The sequence below is a fragment of the Acinetobacter sp. ANC 4173 genome (assembly GCF_004331255.1).
GTDB lineage: Bacteria > Pseudomonadota > Gammaproteobacteria > Pseudomonadales > Moraxellaceae > Acinetobacter.
The window spans coordinates 1-15,712 of sequence record NZ_SJOF01000007.1 but is presented as its reverse complement, the minus strand read 5'-3'; the positions used below and the strand labels follow the sequence as shown (position 1 = coordinate 15,712).

The 15,712-nt window shown below is 37.7% G+C and carries 17 protein-coding genes; 12 read left to right on the top strand and 5 right to left on the bottom strand.

The window, feature by feature from the left end; genetic code table 11:
- Positions 1–24: 24 nt before the first annotated feature.
- From recR to trpB, 7 genes are all read left to right on the top strand, one after another.
- On the top strand, positions 25–621 hold the full coding sequence (gene recR, locus E0H94_RS09610; RefSeq protein WP_131326249.1) for a recombination mediator RecR: 597 nt from the start codon (positions 25–27) through the stop codon (positions 619–621).
- Between the two features lie 238 nt (positions 622–859).
- Positions 860–2,002, top strand: a complete 1,143-nt coding sequence (locus E0H94_RS09605) for a ribonuclease D (RefSeq protein WP_131326247.1) — start codon at positions 860–862, stop codon at positions 2,000–2,002.
- Positions 2,003–2,134: 132 nt separating this feature from the next.
- Positions 2,135–2,437, top strand: coding sequence for a YcgL domain-containing protein (locus E0H94_RS09600; RefSeq protein WP_131326246.1), 303 nt, complete (start codon positions 2,135–2,137; stop codon positions 2,435–2,437).
- Between the two features lie 20 nt (positions 2,438–2,457).
- Positions 2,458–2,841, top strand: a complete 384-nt coding sequence (locus E0H94_RS09595; protein WP_131326244.1) for a hypothetical protein — start codon at positions 2,458–2,460, stop codon at positions 2,839–2,841.
- Positions 2,842–2,861: 20 nt separating this feature from the next.
- Positions 2,862–3,713, top strand: coding sequence for an AAA family ATPase (locus E0H94_RS09590; RefSeq protein WP_131326242.1), 852 nt, complete (start codon positions 2,862–2,864; stop codon positions 3,711–3,713).
- Between the two features lie 13 nt (positions 3,714–3,726).
- Positions 3,727–4,914 carry a vWA domain-containing protein gene (locus E0H94_RS09585; protein ID WP_131326240.1) on the top strand — a complete coding sequence of 396 codons (1,188 nt, stop codon included), beginning with the start codon at positions 3,727–3,729 and terminating at the stop codon, positions 4,912–4,914.
- A 77-nt stretch (positions 4,915–4,991) separates the two neighbouring features.
- Entirely contained in the window at positions 4,992–6,200 is a 1,209-nt protein-coding gene (trpB, locus tag E0H94_RS09580; RefSeq protein WP_131326238.1) for a tryptophan synthase subunit beta, read from the top strand.
- A gap of 60 nt (positions 6,201–6,260) precedes the next feature.
- Here trpB and E0H94_RS09575 read toward each other — a convergent pair whose 3' ends face one another.
- The 3 genes from E0H94_RS09575 to E0H94_RS09565 form a co-directional block, all read right to left on the bottom strand.
- The gene (locus tag E0H94_RS09575; RefSeq protein ID WP_131326237.1) at positions 6,261–6,692 is read right to left on the bottom strand and encodes a CBS domain-containing protein; all 432 of its coding nucleotides are present in this window, start codon (positions 6,690–6,692) and stop codon (positions 6,261–6,263) included.
- A gap of 138 nt (positions 6,693–6,830) precedes the next feature.
- Positions 6,831–7,205, bottom strand: a complete 375-nt coding sequence (locus E0H94_RS09570) for a DUF2750 domain-containing protein (RefSeq protein ID WP_131326235.1) — start codon at positions 7,203–7,205, stop codon at positions 6,831–6,833.
- Between the two features lie 137 nt (positions 7,206–7,342).
- Positions 7,343–7,576, bottom strand: a complete 234-nt coding sequence (locus tag E0H94_RS09565; protein WP_016166270.1) for a hypothetical protein — start codon at positions 7,574–7,576, stop codon at positions 7,343–7,345.
- A gap of 219 nt (positions 7,577–7,795) precedes the next feature.
- On the opposite strand from E0H94_RS09565, the gene E0H94_RS09560 reads away from it, so the two are divergent.
- The gene (locus tag E0H94_RS09560) at positions 7,796–8,158 is read left to right on the top strand and encodes a hypothetical protein (protein ID WP_131326233.1); all 363 of its coding nucleotides are present in this window, start codon (positions 7,796–7,798) and stop codon (positions 8,156–8,158) included.
- Between the two features lie 335 nt (positions 8,159–8,493).
- Here the strand turns inward: E0H94_RS09560 and E0H94_RS09555 are convergent, their stop codons facing one another.
- The gene (locus E0H94_RS09555; RefSeq protein ID WP_131326231.1) at positions 8,494–10,077 is read right to left on the bottom strand and encodes a M16 family metallopeptidase; all 1,584 of its coding nucleotides are present in this window, start codon (positions 10,075–10,077) and stop codon (positions 8,494–8,496) included.
- 15 nt (positions 10,078–10,092) lie between these two features.
- Positions 10,093–11,475 carry a M16 family metallopeptidase gene (locus E0H94_RS09550; RefSeq protein ID WP_131326229.1) on the bottom strand — a complete coding sequence of 461 codons (1,383 nt, stop codon included), beginning with the start codon at positions 11,473–11,475 and terminating at the stop codon, positions 10,093–10,095.
- 177 nt (positions 11,476–11,652) lie between these two features.
- Between E0H94_RS09550 and ftsY the strand changes: the two genes are divergently transcribed.
- From ftsY to E0H94_RS09530, 4 genes are all read left to right on the top strand, one after another.
- Positions 11,653–12,756: a signal recognition particle-docking protein FtsY gene (gene ftsY / locus E0H94_RS09545; RefSeq protein ID WP_131326227.1), complete on the top strand. Its 1,104-nt coding sequence runs from the start codon at positions 11,653–11,655 to the stop codon at positions 12,754–12,756.
- Positions 12,757–12,930: 174 nt separating this feature from the next.
- Entirely contained in the window at positions 12,931–13,617 is a 687-nt protein-coding gene (locus E0H94_RS09540) for a nitroreductase family protein (protein WP_131326225.1), read from the top strand.
- A 183-nt stretch (positions 13,618–13,800) separates the two neighbouring features.
- Entirely contained in the window at positions 13,801–14,394 is a 594-nt protein-coding gene (locus E0H94_RS09535; RefSeq protein ID WP_131326223.1) for a nitroreductase family protein, read from the top strand.
- Between the two features lie 251 nt (positions 14,395–14,645).
- Positions 14,646–15,299, top strand: a complete 654-nt coding sequence (locus E0H94_RS09530; RefSeq protein ID WP_131326221.1) for a DUF2057 family protein — start codon at positions 14,646–14,648, stop codon at positions 15,297–15,299.
- Positions 15,300–15,712: the final 413 nt, after the last annotated feature.

Below are 15,712 nucleotides of genomic sequence, written 5' to 3'. Positions count from 1 at the left end.
AGGTATTTTTATATAGGAATAATAGTGTTTAGTGATCGATTTGAACAATTGGTTCAAGCTTTAAGAATTTTGCCGAGTGTTGGGCCAAAGTCTGCACAACGTATGGCATTGCATCTGATTATGAAAAATCGGGAAGGTGCAGTGGGCTTAGCTCATGCTTTGATAGAGGCGACAAATCATATTCATGAGTGTTGTGTATGCCATTCACTCACAGAAGAAGAGATATGTGATATTTGCCTATCAACTGAGCGTGATGATCAGCTATTGTGCGTGGTGGAGTCTCCCGCAGATGTCATGGCAATTGAGCAAAGTGGAAGTTTTCGCGGGAAATATCATGTTTTAGGTGGACATTTGTCTCCACTCGATGGTATTGGACCAGACGAAATTGGGATTCCTCATTTGGTGCATCGCTTAACAGATGGCAAAATCACTGAAGTGATTCTTGCAACCAACGCGACTGTTGAAGGTCAAGCAACCGCACATTATCTGGTTGAAGCCTGTAAGCATCTGCCAGTGCATATGACAAGAATTGCACAAGGTGTACCACAAGGTGGCGAGCTTGAGTATGTAGACAGCCATACCTTAAGTCAGGCTGTACATAACCGTATGCGCATGAAATAAGTCAATACTTGTTTCATGTTCATTTTAGGAGAATAGTATTTTAAATTTTGAAAGTTATTTTAACGATTGGTATATTTTTAAAAAATTAATGATATAAAAAAGTATCAATAAACAGATAAATAGAGCTTATATACTAAAAATAAACTAATTCTTTAGTAGAAAATTAAAATTTTTATAGATAATTGTTATATATAAGGTAAGATACCTTTTTAGAGAATCTATTCCTAGACTCGGCAGTATGTTTCAGTTTATTCAGCACCAAACAGATTTAAATAACTTTTTGTCCATCATGGATCAAAACTCCATTTATGGGCTTGATACAGAGTTTATTAAAGTGGATACCTTATGGCCAAAGCTTGGGGTGTTTCAAATTAACGTTGCTGGCCAAGTCTATTTGTTAGATGGAACAACTTTAGATTTAAGTGGGTTCTGGAAAAAAATATTTACTGCGCAGTTGAATGTGTTTCATGCTTGTGGTGAAGACATTGATTTGATTTATCATTACGCACAAGATAAGTCACTTAGTAATGTGTTTGATACCCAAATTGGGATGTCATTCTTAGGTCATGGCTTGCAAGTCAGTTATCAAAATGCACTGAAGCAAATGCTCAATGTAGATATTGATAAAGATCAGACCCGTTCAGATTGGTTGGCACGTCCGCTCTCGCCGGAACAACTCAATTATGCTGCGAATGATGTGCTGTATATTATGGCATTGGCACAAAAAGTTAGATCTGAGCTGCAAGAAAAGCACTTGTTAGATTTTGCTCAGGAAGACTGCCGAAATCTAACCTATGAAATTGGTCAAGAAACTCCACTGACTTTGCTCTATCAAGATATTGGAAATTATCGACATTCACGCCGTGAACTCATGCAATTACAGCAATTGGCCGTTTGGCGTGAGCAGATGGTTAAAGCACTAAATCAACCACGTAGTTTTATTCTTAAAAATTCAAGCATGATTGATTTGGTTGAGAAGAATCCAAAAAATCATTTCCAATTGTGCAATATCAAAGATATTCGTCAGAATATTTTACGTGAGCACGGAAAAACCATTTTAGATTTGTTGAAGTTTTTACCTGCTCAAGAAGAATGGCCATTACGCATGGCGCGCTCAATCCGCCACTCGTCTAAAGAAATTGGTCATAAGGTCGATGCGGTCATTCAAAATGTGGTGAATGAAACAATGGTTCCTAAGGAAGTCTTGTTGCGTAAAAAGTGGCTTAATGCTGTGTATCAGCATGTTGTGTCTGGGCGAGATGAACAAGATTTACCAAATTATTTACTAGGATGGCGCTATGAGCTTTTGACCAAGCCGCTCATTCAAGTATTACATGCAGATCAGCAATATTTATCTACACAAATGCAAGTTGCACAATAGTCACTCAAATTTGTTTAAAGAATTGACACTTAGACAAATTGACGACTGCTGCGTTAATAATCACTACTGAATCAGATTATTTTTTGTTGTATGCTTGGCGCTGTGTTTTCTAAGTTAAGTAATGTTCCAAACATGCATTGTTCAATCTATAAATCGAGCAAAAAAGACGAGATGTATCTTTATGTTGCTCGTCCTTCTGAAAATGATGCAGAAGCATCTAATCCATTAGACGTTATTCCAGAAGCTTTACGTATTGCTTTTGGTCGCGCAACGTTTGTTATGCATATCGAGTTGACCGAGACACGCAAGTTAGCGCGTGTAAATGTATTACATGTAATAGATTCGATTGAAACGAATGGTTTCTTTATTCAAATGCCACCAGAAGGGTTAATTAACCCGAATGCCGTAGCCCCAGAAGGCTTACGTGGCGCTTAATTTTTTTCAGGAGTTGTACTATGAATAATTTTCTTTCAATTTTAGACACAATTCCTGAAGATACGATTGCAGTCAGTGTGTATTTGCTAGGCAGCATCATTATTTTATGGTGCTGGTATGCAATTGCGAAGCGCCTACCAAAACCGTTTGGTGGAATTAGTTGGGTGGTTGTTTTTGCTGTTATGTTGACGCCAACGGTTTCTGAAGGGACAAATGCTTCGATTGCACCTGCATTTTTTGGTCTCATGTTTGGCATACTGACTAAAGAAAACCCGCTCATCTGGTTTAATTTATCTGCAATTTTATGTGTTCTTGGTTTGGGTTTGATCGTGGGATATTGCTGGTCTAAGTATAGTGATAAACGCGGAATTTCTATAGTTAACAAGAAAAGTTCACCACTTTAAATAAAAAATAAGGTTATCTTATGTCTGTTGATGCTCAACAATTTACGGGTACAAGTCAGTACATCGCGACTGATAGTTTAAAGCTTGCAGTGAAGGCTGCACGTGCATTGCAAAAGCCATTATTGGTTAAAGGGGAACCGGGAACGGGTAAAACTTTATTGGCAGAGCAAGTTGCACAAAGCTTAGGTCTAAAGCTCATCACATGGCATATCAAGTCGACAACCAAAGCACAGCAAGGTTTGTATGAGTATGATGCGGTTTCACGCCTGCGTGATAGCCAGTTGGGTGATGACCGTGTCTATGACATTAAAAACTACATTAAACCCGGTAAATTGTGGGAAGCATTTACCAGTGAAGAACGCTGTGTGTTGCTGATTGACGAAATTGACAAGGCGGATATCGAGTTTCCAAACGATTTATTGCACGAACTCGATAAAATGTCTTTCTTTGTGTATGAAACAGGCGAAACCATTACCGCGACTCAACGTCCAATCGTCATCATTACCTCAAATAATGAAAAAGAATTACCGGATGCTTTCTTGCGTCGTTGTTTCTTCCATTATATTGAGTTTCCAGATGAAGCAACCATGCGTGAAATTATTGATGTACATTTCCCGCAGGTTTCAACAGCTTTGGTGAATGAAGCACTTCAAGTTTTCTTTAAATTACGTCAGGTACCTGGTCTTAAAAAGCCACCTTCAACCTCTGAATTGATTGATTGGTTAAGTCTATTGATGGCAGATGATATGCCAGAAAATGTATTGCGTAATCATGATAAATCTAAAGCGATTCCGCCGTTGTATGGCGCATTAATTAAAAACGAGCAAGATGTGCAGTTGCTTGAGCGTTTAGCCTTTATGTCACGTCGCTAAAGGAGAAACACGCATGTTTGTGCGCTTGTTTTATACCTTACGCAAATATGGTGTGCCTGTATCTACACGAGAACTCATTGATTTGAATGAGGCGGTCGCATCAGGCTTGGTATTTGCCGATCAAGAAGAATTTTATCAGCTCGCCAAAACCATTATGGTGAAGGATGAGCGTTTCTTTGATAAATTTGATCGGGGCATGAAAGACTATTTTGATGGTATTTCAACGTTTGACTTGGATGAATTACTCAATCAAGTTCAGCAATTACCCAAAGATTGGTTCGATTTAGAATTATTAGAAAAACATCTCACGCCAGAACAGCGTGAAGAGTTGAAAAAAGCGGGTTCCCTTGAAGAATTGATGAAAATGTTGGAAGAGCGATTACGCGAACAGCATAAAAAGCATCAAGGTGGAAACAAGATGATTGGTACGGGGGGGACTTCTCCTTTTGGTGCTTATGGAGATCATCCTGAAGGTGTGCGCATTGGTGGCCCAGGGCGGAAGCGTTCTGCGGTAAAAATTTGGGAACAGCGTAAATACCGTAATTTAGATGATGAGCAGATCTTGGGGACACGCCAAATGCAATTGGCATTACGCCGTTTGCGTAAGTTTGCTCGTCAAGGTGCAGCTGAGGAGCTGGATATTGATAGCACCATCAAAGAAACGGCCAAACAGGGCATTTTGGATGTTCAATTGGTGCCTGAACGCCGTAACCGCGTCAAAGTCTTGATGTTGTTTGATGTGGGTGGTTCAATGGATTCTCATATTGCACAATGTGAAAAATTATTTAGTGCAGCCAAAACAGAATTTAAAACACTCGAATATTTCTATTTTCATAACTGTTTGTATGACTATGTCTGGAAAGATAATATACGTCGCTCCAACACGCGCATGAACACATGGGATTTATTCAATACCTATGGGCGTGACTATCGTGTAATTGTGGTGGGTGATGCAAGTATGGCACCTTATGAGCTCAATTCGGTAGGTGGTTCTGTTGAATATATGAATGATGAATCGGGACAGGTGTGGTTACATCGCTTACGTCAGCATTTCGATAAAACAGCATGGCTAAATCCTGAACAAGAAAATTATTGGCATTACACCCAAACGATTGGCGCAATCAAACAGATTTTTGAACAGCATATGTATCCGATGACCTTAAAGGGTGTTGAGGATTTAACCAAATACTTGGCACGTTAAATTCACCATGTTTTCAAATGCGTGTTAAGCATTCAATAAAGTAAGAAATAATAAATGTAGCCTAGGGGGAATAAGAGATGAATCATCAAATTAATGGAGTCGACCTACCCAATGCGGAAGGTTTTTTTGGACCTTATGGTGGTCAATTTATTCCTCCACATCTTAAAGAGGCTATGGATGAAATTAACGTGGCATATGAAGAGATTCGTCATACGTCAGAATTTCAAAATGAACTTGCAGACTTATTTGCAAACTATGTAGGTCGCCCTAGCCCTTTATTTCATGCGAAATGTTTGTCTGAGCAATTGGGCGGTGCGCAAATTTATTTAAAGCGTGAAGATTTGAACCATACGGGCGCACATAAAATTAACCATTGTCTTGGTGAAGCATTACTTGCCAAGTATATGGGAAAAACTAAAGTCATCGCGGAAACAGGTGCGGGACAACATGGTGTGGCTTTAGCTACAGCGTGTGCTCTGGTTGGAATTCCTTGTGAAATTCATATGGGGCAAGTGGATATTGAGAAAGAACATCCAAATGTTGTAAAAATGAAGATTCTTGGGGCAAAACTGGTTTCGGTTACGCGTGGTACAGCAACCCTTAAAGATGCGGTAGACAGTGCTTTTGAAGAATACCTGAACGATCCAAAAAATTATATTTATGCTATTGGTTCAGTTGTCGGTCCACATCCATTTCCAAAAATGGTGCGTGATTTTCAAAGTATTATTGGTAAAGAAATTAAAGTCCAAGCCCAAGACCGATTTGGACAAAATCCTGATTATGTCGTGGCTTGTGTAGGTGGTGGTTCTAATGCAATCGGTGCTTTTACAGCATTTTTAAATGATACAGAGGTAAAATTGGTGGGTGTTGAGCCTGCTGGTCATGGTTTGGATACAGTAATGCATTCTGCGACTTTAACTTTAGGCAAACCAAGTCAAATTCATGGTATGGCATGTTATGTATTGGAAGATGAGCAAGGCGAACCATTACCGGTACATTCAATTGCTTCTGGTTTGGACTATCCTGGTGTAGGACCACAACACAGCTTTCTAAAAGATTTAGGGCGCGTTGAATATACAACAGCAACCGATCAAGAGTGTTTAGATGCATTTATGACTTTGTCACGCGTTGAAGGGATTGTGCCAGCATTAGAAAGCTCACATGCAGTCGCATGGGCATTACGTGAAGCACCCCAATTACCCAAAGATGTGAAAATCGTAGTGAATTTATCAGGTCGTGGTGATAAAGATTCTGATTATGTTGCAGACAAACTTGGTCTCAATTAAAGCGTACATTTAAAAAGGTCAGCAAGTGCTGACCTTTTTTATGCATTGACCTATATTTCATTATCCAGAAATATATTGCTGCAATTGTTCAATCAAGTTCTTCTGATCCGCCATCGCTGCTTTTACCAAGTCACCAATTGAAATTAAGCCAATCAGTCTTTCATTCTCAACCACAGGTAAGTGGCGTAGGTGGCGATCAGTCATTAACTCCAGACAGTCTTCTATACTGGTGTTGGTTGTTACGGTCAATACAGTTGCCGTCATAATTTCACTGACATTGGTTGTAAATGAAGTGCGTTCCATTAACGCAACTTTACGCGTGTAATCACGTTCGGAAACGATACCCACTACACGTTCATCTTCGGTGACCACTAAAGCACCAATACCTTTATCAGCCATAAGTGTAATGGCTTCAAATACGGTCGAATCTGGACGAATTGTAAAAACTGACTGTTCGGATTTATCTTGAAGGACTTGTACAACTTTAGTCATATTATTCATCTCTGATGTTGTTTATTGTTTGACTTTTAACTTAACTTGAAATATGCAAAATGCAAATACCTAAGCAGTCATAAATTGCATAAAATTAAAAAAATTAGGTGTTAAAGGTAACACCTAATTTAATTTGCTTTAAGCGGGCTGCAATTGCACATCTGCAAAGAAAAAATGCCGCATTTGCTGAGTGGTGAGTTTAATTTTTTGACTAGAAGAATTGCATAAAGCAGGTATGACCTTTAATCGAGCTAAAGTTGGTAGCAACGATTTTTGAAAATCGGCAGGGGTAATCTTGCGAGGCGTATAGCTCGGCCAATGTACCTCTGCGTATTTATGTGCTTGAGCACTATTCATCCAGAATGGAAAAATAAAATCATCTTGGTCGGACATGATTGCCCAGCCTTGATTATATAATCCCCACAACACACCGCAGTACATCATGGATTTAAGAACAGTAATTTTAAAAAATAAGTCTTTCGAGATCGGTTGTAATTGACTAATTTGTTTCATCTTGGGCAAACATTGTGAAGTCATGCTTTATTGTAAAAATATCATGTTAAATTTCAGTGTAAGCTTTGCGAAAAATCGTAAGTAAATATTTTTATAAAAATAAAGTCCAAAAAAAACGCCACCTAAGTGACGTTTCGTTATGCTTGCATCGTGGCCATTTTCTGCCAGTACTGAGCTTTAAGCGAATCACGTTCTACACGAAAACCTTGATAATAAAGTTCAGCTAAAAACATTGCTGCTTTACCATGACCTGCACGCGCAGCATCTTCCAACTGTAAAACTGCTTCTGAAAAGTTCATTTGCGATTGAATTGTGTTTACCGCATTGGCATACACATGTTCTAACTCATGATGAGAAATTTGTTGAATCATAGATAACTCCTTATTGTAATTATGATTGCACAGCTCGACTTTTATAGTCTTTATACTAATTTAACTAAGTATTATTAAACTAATATTACAGATTGGATGAAAAGTCAAATAATAGATGAGGGTTGTGCGAATAAATTCAAGTTACATGATTAAACAATAGTCAAAAAGTTTTTTTATTATTATGGATCTACAGGATACTGTAATTAAAAGGAGAATAATATGACAAATACAATAGATGGTTTTACTTTTGATTTACCACTGAACGCGGAAAAAATTATTGAATTGGCTCACTATCATCGCCAACAATTAGATGAGGCCATTTTTCACAATGAAATTCATTTAGGGGAATATTGTTTGGCTCAGCGTAAGCGTGTGTATGATTTTACGCGAACACTGGAGCCACAACAGCGTGTTGAATTTTATAAAATGTATGATGGAGAACTGCGTAGAATTGCAGATGATGAGGACTTACATCCTGCGGATGCAGAGCATGGGGTAGGTGTATTTGCCATTGTACTGGCATTAGCATTAATTGCTTTTATCCTTTATTTTGCTGTAGTCCGTAATATTACCAGTGGTTAAGACTCAATTTGCCCATTTTTAGCCACTTGAGGTTAAGACTGGGCAAATAAACTTGAGATTCTATTGTCGTCAACCTACACTATCTACTCATTCGAGGTAGTGTATGCATAGCGCAAAGCAAAAAATTATTCATTTTTTTTATCAGTTTAAATTAGAGAATTTATATTATTTCTTGATCGTGTTAATTATTGGTGCGATTCTCTTTTTCGCTACTTTTGCCTTGTTTAGACCTGTGACACCAGAGCAATATCATCAAATTAAACAGTTATCTCGACAAGCTTATTATCCTTCTACTCAAGATATGGCAGATCAGCTTTTGTATCAGCATCAGGTCACTATAGGTCATTATTTGAAATTGATGCGGGCGTATCATGCGGAGAAAAATCGGGCGCAGGAGTTTCCTTCTTTAGCGGACGAGACACTTCGTTGAATTTAGGTCGTGCTGCTTCGTTAGGGATTAGTCTTTCAGTGGCATTTAAATTATTTTGTAGAATTTGCTCTAAGGCAGCTTTATCTAATTTTTTACTAAAAATAATTATCGTTAATCGATCTGGATGTAAATGCTTTTGAATAGCACGTTGTACTTGAGTAGCAGTAACTTTGCTTAATTCTTCAGTGTAGTGGTCTAAATAATTCGCAGGTAAATGATAAAAACCGATAGCGGCTAACTGAGCATTAATCGCGGCATTGCTACTATAATGATTTGGAAAAGCTCGTATCATGCCTAATTTTGCTTGTTCAAGCTGTTGTTTATCAATCGGGGTATGGATGAAATTGACTAAGGCTTGATGTGCAATTTGAATGCTTTCTAACAAATGTTCTTGCTTGGTAGAATAGCCTAAGCTAAAAGGACCAGCGACTTGCATAAAACTAAAATTACTATAAGCACCATAGGTTAGTCCGCGTTTTACACGTAGTTCTTGGCTTAAGATAGAATTGAATCCACCAGTGCCAAATATACGATTGGCAAGTAGTAGTGCTAAGTAATCGGGATCATCACGAGTAGTGCCAATTTCACCCATAATAATATGTGCTTGGCTTGATGCATAAGGGATATGCCGAATGTTAAAATCTGTACGAATAGTGGGGGCTGGAAGCGTCTTAGCCTTGTTTCCTGCGGGTAATTGCTTCGCTATTTTTTCTGACAGTTTTAATGCTTCTTTCGGATTTAATTGTCCAGTAATTGCAATATTCAAATTATTACGTACTAACAGTCGCTTGCGAAATTCGATCAAATTTTCAGGCGTGATGCGTTTAATGCTGGCTTGAGTTCCTGTAATTGGTTCGGCATAAGGGTGTTTGCGATATAAAGTACGGTAAAACACAATATTTTTCATACGCTCTGGATTTTCTTTTAATTGTTTTTGCCCCACAGCTGTATTACTGAGCATTAAATCAATACTTGGCGTCTTAAAAGTAGAGTGATTTAACACTTCAATCATCATTGCCAAAGCGGGTTGTAACTTTTCAGGGTCAGACAAGGTTCTTAATTTGATAATAAACATATCTCGATATGACGCTACGCTGAATTTTGCTCCAATACTTTCAAAAGTTGAAATAATTTCCTGCGCCGTGTAGTTGCTGGTTCCTTCATCCATCAGCTGGGCCGCCATGTTGGACAGACCATAAAGATTAGATCCTATTTCCGAGTCACGTGCTGAACCTGCATTAAATGTCAGTTGAATATCCACCATGGGTAAAGTTGGCGATTCCACAAACAGTGATCGAACATGAAAGCGATTATTCAGTTCATGCACATAGGGCGCCTTTTGATGAGGATTCTCCTGAATATTTTTGATGCTTTGTAGATGAGCAATTGAGCTGAACTCATTTGTTGTTTCTGTATTTTGTATAACCTCTGCGAAACTGGCAGGTAAAAACGAAAAAGAGGCCATGATACATAAATGAAATTTCCACATTTGCTTATCCCTTGGTTATTTTTGTTCTTCAGGAAGAATATGCATATTGCTTAGATTTGTTTGGTTGAAATAGGTATTGGCTACGCGCTGGATATCTTCTGGGGTAACAGCTTCATAATGTTGTTGTAATTGATCAATTAAGTGATAACTCAAACCATTCACTTCCAATGTTCCAATCATTCTGGCTTGTCCCGCAATATCATCTTGGCTGTAAATCAAATCGGCCATATATCTTGTCACTACACGATTTACCTCATCATCAGATACAGGGCTGTTTTTTAAATTTTCTATTTCATCCAATACAGCTTTTTCAATCTCCTCCAGTGAAACTCCTTCTACGGGTAAGGCGGTAAGACTAAAAAGGCTATCACCGCGATTATATGGATCATAAGATGCACTAATTGAAGTCGCTAACTTTTGATTGCGTACTAAATTATTTTGTAAGCGTGAAGTTATACCGCTATCCAGTATATTTTTGATAATAACGAGTGCATAGACATCTTGTGGGTTTTGTGCAGTAGCTAAAGAGTGAACATTCCAAGCCAAAAAGAGATTTGGAACTTGTACAGGGAGTTTAACCTCCATGTAGCGATAGCCAATATTTATATATTCCTGAACTTCATTTCTTTGAGCTAATACTTTTGCTGGAATAACAGAAAAGTATTGTTTTACTTGATGAAGTGTTTGCTGGGTATCTACATCACCAACAATAACTAAAATAGCATTATTTGGGGCATACCAGTCTTGATACCATTTTTTAAGATAGTCTAATTGAAGGATATTAAGATTCTTCATATAACCAATTATGGGTTGTCTATAATGACTGGTTGGGTAAGCAATCCATTTAAACCGTTCTGATGCAACGGCACGTGGATTATCATCGGTTCTTTGGCGCCGTTCCTCCATAACAACTTTAATTTCAGTGTCAAAGTCTTGTTGTCTGAGAAGTAAATTACTCATACGATCTGCTTCTAACTCTAAAGCTAAGGGCAAAAAGTCTTTTTGGTAGAGTTGATAGTAGTAGGTGTAGTTGGTAAAAGTTGCAGCGTTCACACTGCCACCATACAGTCGACTTAAACGAGTAAATTCATCATTGGGCACTTTGATTGTGCCTTTAAACATCATATGTTCTAAGGCATGTGAAATACCTAAAAGATTTCCTGATTCATCACTGCTACCAACAGCATACCAAATCTGTGTCATGACCATTGGTGAACGATGGTCTTCACGGATTATGACTTTCAGGCCATTGTCTAAAGTATATTCTGAGGTTGTGTGTGTTAGAAAGTTTTGAGGTTTTGCATAAACTGGAGAGCAATAAATCGGACAAATGAAGATTAATATACCCAAGAGTATAGCGGGTTGTTCTAGGCGTTTATTATTATTTTTGCCAAACACTTAGGGAGCTCACAAACCTTGGTATTTAAATTCATTCTTAAGAAAATCATTTGTAAATGCAAGGTAAGGGTGTAGCTTTTTGTAGCTGATTTACACGATACGGCAAGATAAGGAAAATCCTTATCTTTTATGCTAAAATTACTAACTTTTAACACGCTGCTTTTCAAAGGATTCGGCATGCAACAACAATCTACTGGGCAAAATAAATTTTTGATTGATGCTGATATTGGGGATGATGATGTAACTTTACCAAGTTTACCTGCGGTAAATGTGCCAATTATTGAGACTCCAAAAGCTGAAGAAATTATTACTCCAGTTCAAAAAACTTCCGATGAGCAAACTGTCGAAAAGTCAACAGGCGGCTTTTTTAACCGAATGAAAGAAGGGTTAACCAAAACCCGTAAAAACTTTGCCGATGGTATGGTCAATATTTTGATCGGTGGCAAAGAAATTGATGATGAACTCCTTGAAGAAGTTGAAGAGCAGCTTTTAGTTGCAGATATTGGCGTAGATGCGACCAAAGCAATTATCGCGAATTTAACTGAGCGCACAGCGCGCGGTGATTTGATTTATTCGCATTCACTATATAAGGCATTGCAAGAAGAATTGGTTAACTTGCTGGCTCCGCGGGTTAAGCCCTTGCATATAGATCCAAACAAAAATCCATTTGTGATTTTGGTCGTGGGTGTAAATGGTGTAGGTAAAACTACCACCATTGGTAAATTGGCTAAGCGTTTACAAGGTGAGGGTAAAAAAGTCATGCTTGCCGCTGGAGATACTTTCCGTGCAGCAGCAACTGAGCAATTGCAAATTTGGGGTGAGCGCAACAATATCGCCGTGGTTGCTCAAGGTCATGGTGCAGATAGTGCTTCTGTCATTTTCGATGCTTTTGAAAGTGCACGTGCGAAAGGTGTAGATGTTCTGATTGCCGATACCGCAGGACGTTTGCATAACAAAAGTCATTTGATGCAAGAATTGACGAAAGTTAAGCGCGTTATGCAAAAAATTGATGCCACAGCACCTCACGAAATTATGTTGGTGGTCGATGCAGGCACAGGTCAAAATGCGATTAACCAAGTAGAGCTGTTTGATGAGGCTGTTGGTCTCACAGGTATTACGATCACCAAATTAGATGGAACAGCAAAAGGTGGTGTTCTGTTTAATATTGCAAGTCGTACCCATGTTCCAATTCGCTTTATTGGCGTCGGCGAAAAAATTGATGATTTACGACCGTTCTCGGCAAAATCATTTGTAGCTGCTTTATTCGAAACTGAAAAATAAAAAGTAGTTTATTTCACATAAACTCCGCAAAGTGCGGAGTTTATCTTTTTTAGGGTATTTAGTTGATTTAAAAGAGAACAGTCTTTCCAAAGTAAATGGTTATTTCCCAGAAATTTGGCGTTAGAATAAAACCCTTAAAAAAAATATGTGTATTTGAGTTTTACGGGGTAATCAATGGCGCTATTAGATAAACTTAGCCAAGTGCTAACAACTGAAATTACAACGGACTTAATTTTTAATAGAAAAAATGAAACTGATTCAAAAGAATCTGATTATCTTCAACAATTACAACAACGCCAATCCATACAGAAATTAGGTAAGCACCTAGCATATGATCAAGCCTATTTAACCAAGTTGATTCATGCAGCTGCTTTAAGTTGCCCATCGGCAGTGAACATGAAAACCACACGTATTGTTATTCTATTTTCCAAAGCACATACCGAATTTTGGCATTTGGTTCAAGAAATTCAAAAAACACAAATCCCCGAACACTTATTTCCAGCAATTGCAATAAAGATTCAGAAATGCAACGCGGCTTATGGAACAGTTTTATTTTTTGAAGATCAAACAGCCATCGAAAACTTGCAAAAGAATTCACCCTTAAATTCAGCAGAATTACCATTGTGGTCAGAACAGAGTTTAGGAATGGCGCAATATGCAGTGTGGATGGCTTTAGCTGAAATAGGAATAGGAGCGAACTTTAATTATTACAGTCCGTCAATTGATTACAAAGTCGCTCAATACTTTAAAATAAATACAACATGGAAATTGAAAACCCAACTGGTATTTGGTTCTGTCGAACAAGATGCTGAGTATGTTGACGCTACCAAGAAAGAAGCAGAATTTTTGGTTTTTAAGTAAGAGAATAAACAATTTCGTTTGATTTTTAATAGAATAGATCCTGTAAGACATTAAACGTTCTAAATATAAAACAGACTGTCACAATCATAGGTCTTTATATAATTTACAAAGGACTTAAGATATCCCTAAGTCAATTGAGATATAACTCTCTATTTAAACGAACAAATGAATGAGGAAAAAATAATGGCATTCTTAGATCATATGAAAAAACGCCGCACAATTTATGCAATTGGAAAGAATGTAAAGTTAGAGCAAACTGAAGTTGAACAACTTATTAAAGATGCCGTACGTGAAAGTCCATCAGCTTTCAACTCTCAAACCTCACGCGTTGTTAGCTTATTTGGTCAATCACATCATAAGTTCTGGGAAATTGTACGAGAAAGCTTGCGTAAAATGGTTCCAGCAGAAGCATTCGAAAATACAAGTAAAAAAATAGACAGTTTCGCTGCAGGTTACGCTACTGTACTTTTTTATGAAGATCAAGATGTTGTGAAATCATTGCAAGAGCAATTCGCACTATATGCAGATAACTTCCCTGTATGGTCAGAGCATTCATCAGCAATTGCCCAATATGCGGTCTGGACAGCATTAGCTGAACATAATATTGGTGCATCCTTACAGCACTATAATCCTGTAATTGATGCTGAAGTTGCAGCAACTTATGACATTCCAAGCCATTGGAAGCTACGAGCGCAATTGGTGTTGGGTTCAATTGAAGTGCCAGCTGGTGAAAAAACATATTTAGACGATAACATTCGCTTTAAAACATTTAACTAAAAGTCTTTACCGCAGTCATCACCATTGATGATTGCGGTATCGTTAAATGATCATATTTCTATATTCAAGTACATACACGATGTACATTCGGATTTCCCTCTCGACCAAATGCCAATATCATCTATTGTGTAAAGCATATAAAAATAAGTTAAAGAAATCGGTTGCATTTCAAAAATGACTTTGTCATAAAATTGTCATTTATAACTTGCATAGTGCAACTAAAATTTAACAATGAATCAAGAGAAGGCAAAATGGCTTTACGTTTAACATTTGCTACAGCGGCATTAATGGTAAGTAGTTCGGTATTTTCGGCGGTTACAATCACTGCTCCAGAAGCAATCAAGATTCTTGCGGTAAATGATCAAGAAGTAAATACAGGTTTATTCCGTTCAGAAAATAATGCCTATAAATTAGATGCGGGTAGTTCCAATATCAGCGTTCGCTACATTCAGTATTTTGAACATATGTCTGGTGAGCATGATATCGTTAAATCGGGTGTTGTTACTTTAAAAACACCAAGCCTTGAAGACAATGAAAATTATCAATTGGTTTTAATCAATGCACCAAAAACTTATGAAGATGCAAAAAAATACGCACAGCAACCCACAATTGCACTTTTAAATAAAAAGCAACAAATTTTGGTTCAGCAAACTGGTGCAAATACAGAACAAAAACCGTGGTTAAGCCGCAGTATGTTTGGTGAGGCTTTAGATTTAACACAAAAGAATTCTACGCCTGTCAATCAGCCGCCAGCTGTATATGCACAACCTTCGACGCTACAAGCTGCGACAAATACCAAATCAAATGCTATCGCTGTAGATCAACAATTAATTGAACTATGGAAAAAAGCAAATAAAGTAGAGCGACAAAAATTTATGGGTTGGGTGGCTGAACAAGCAAACTAAGCTATCTTTCACTATAAATGAACTCAGTATATGTATGTGTACTGAGTTTTTTCTGTATAGCAATTTGTAAAAATACGCTCTGATGCTAAATTTAGCATTATAAATGTTCAATTTGGTTGATTACTAATCGCTTGATAGTGTGTTCTGCGATTATTAGTTAAAAGAGCTTGCACTTGTAGCAAAACCGTATAGAATGCACCCCATGTCGACGAGATAGACGGAAATGAACGAAGCACGAAGCGCTGAGTTGTTAAGTTTATCGAAGTCCAGCTTCTAGCACTGACGAGGTGTTAGAAAGATCATTAAGAGATTATGAAGAACAACTTGTGTGGATTTTTACTGATTGATTAATCGAAATTATTTTCATTGATTGATGGTAGAAATTACTCGAAGTTTATTTGAGAAATATTTGT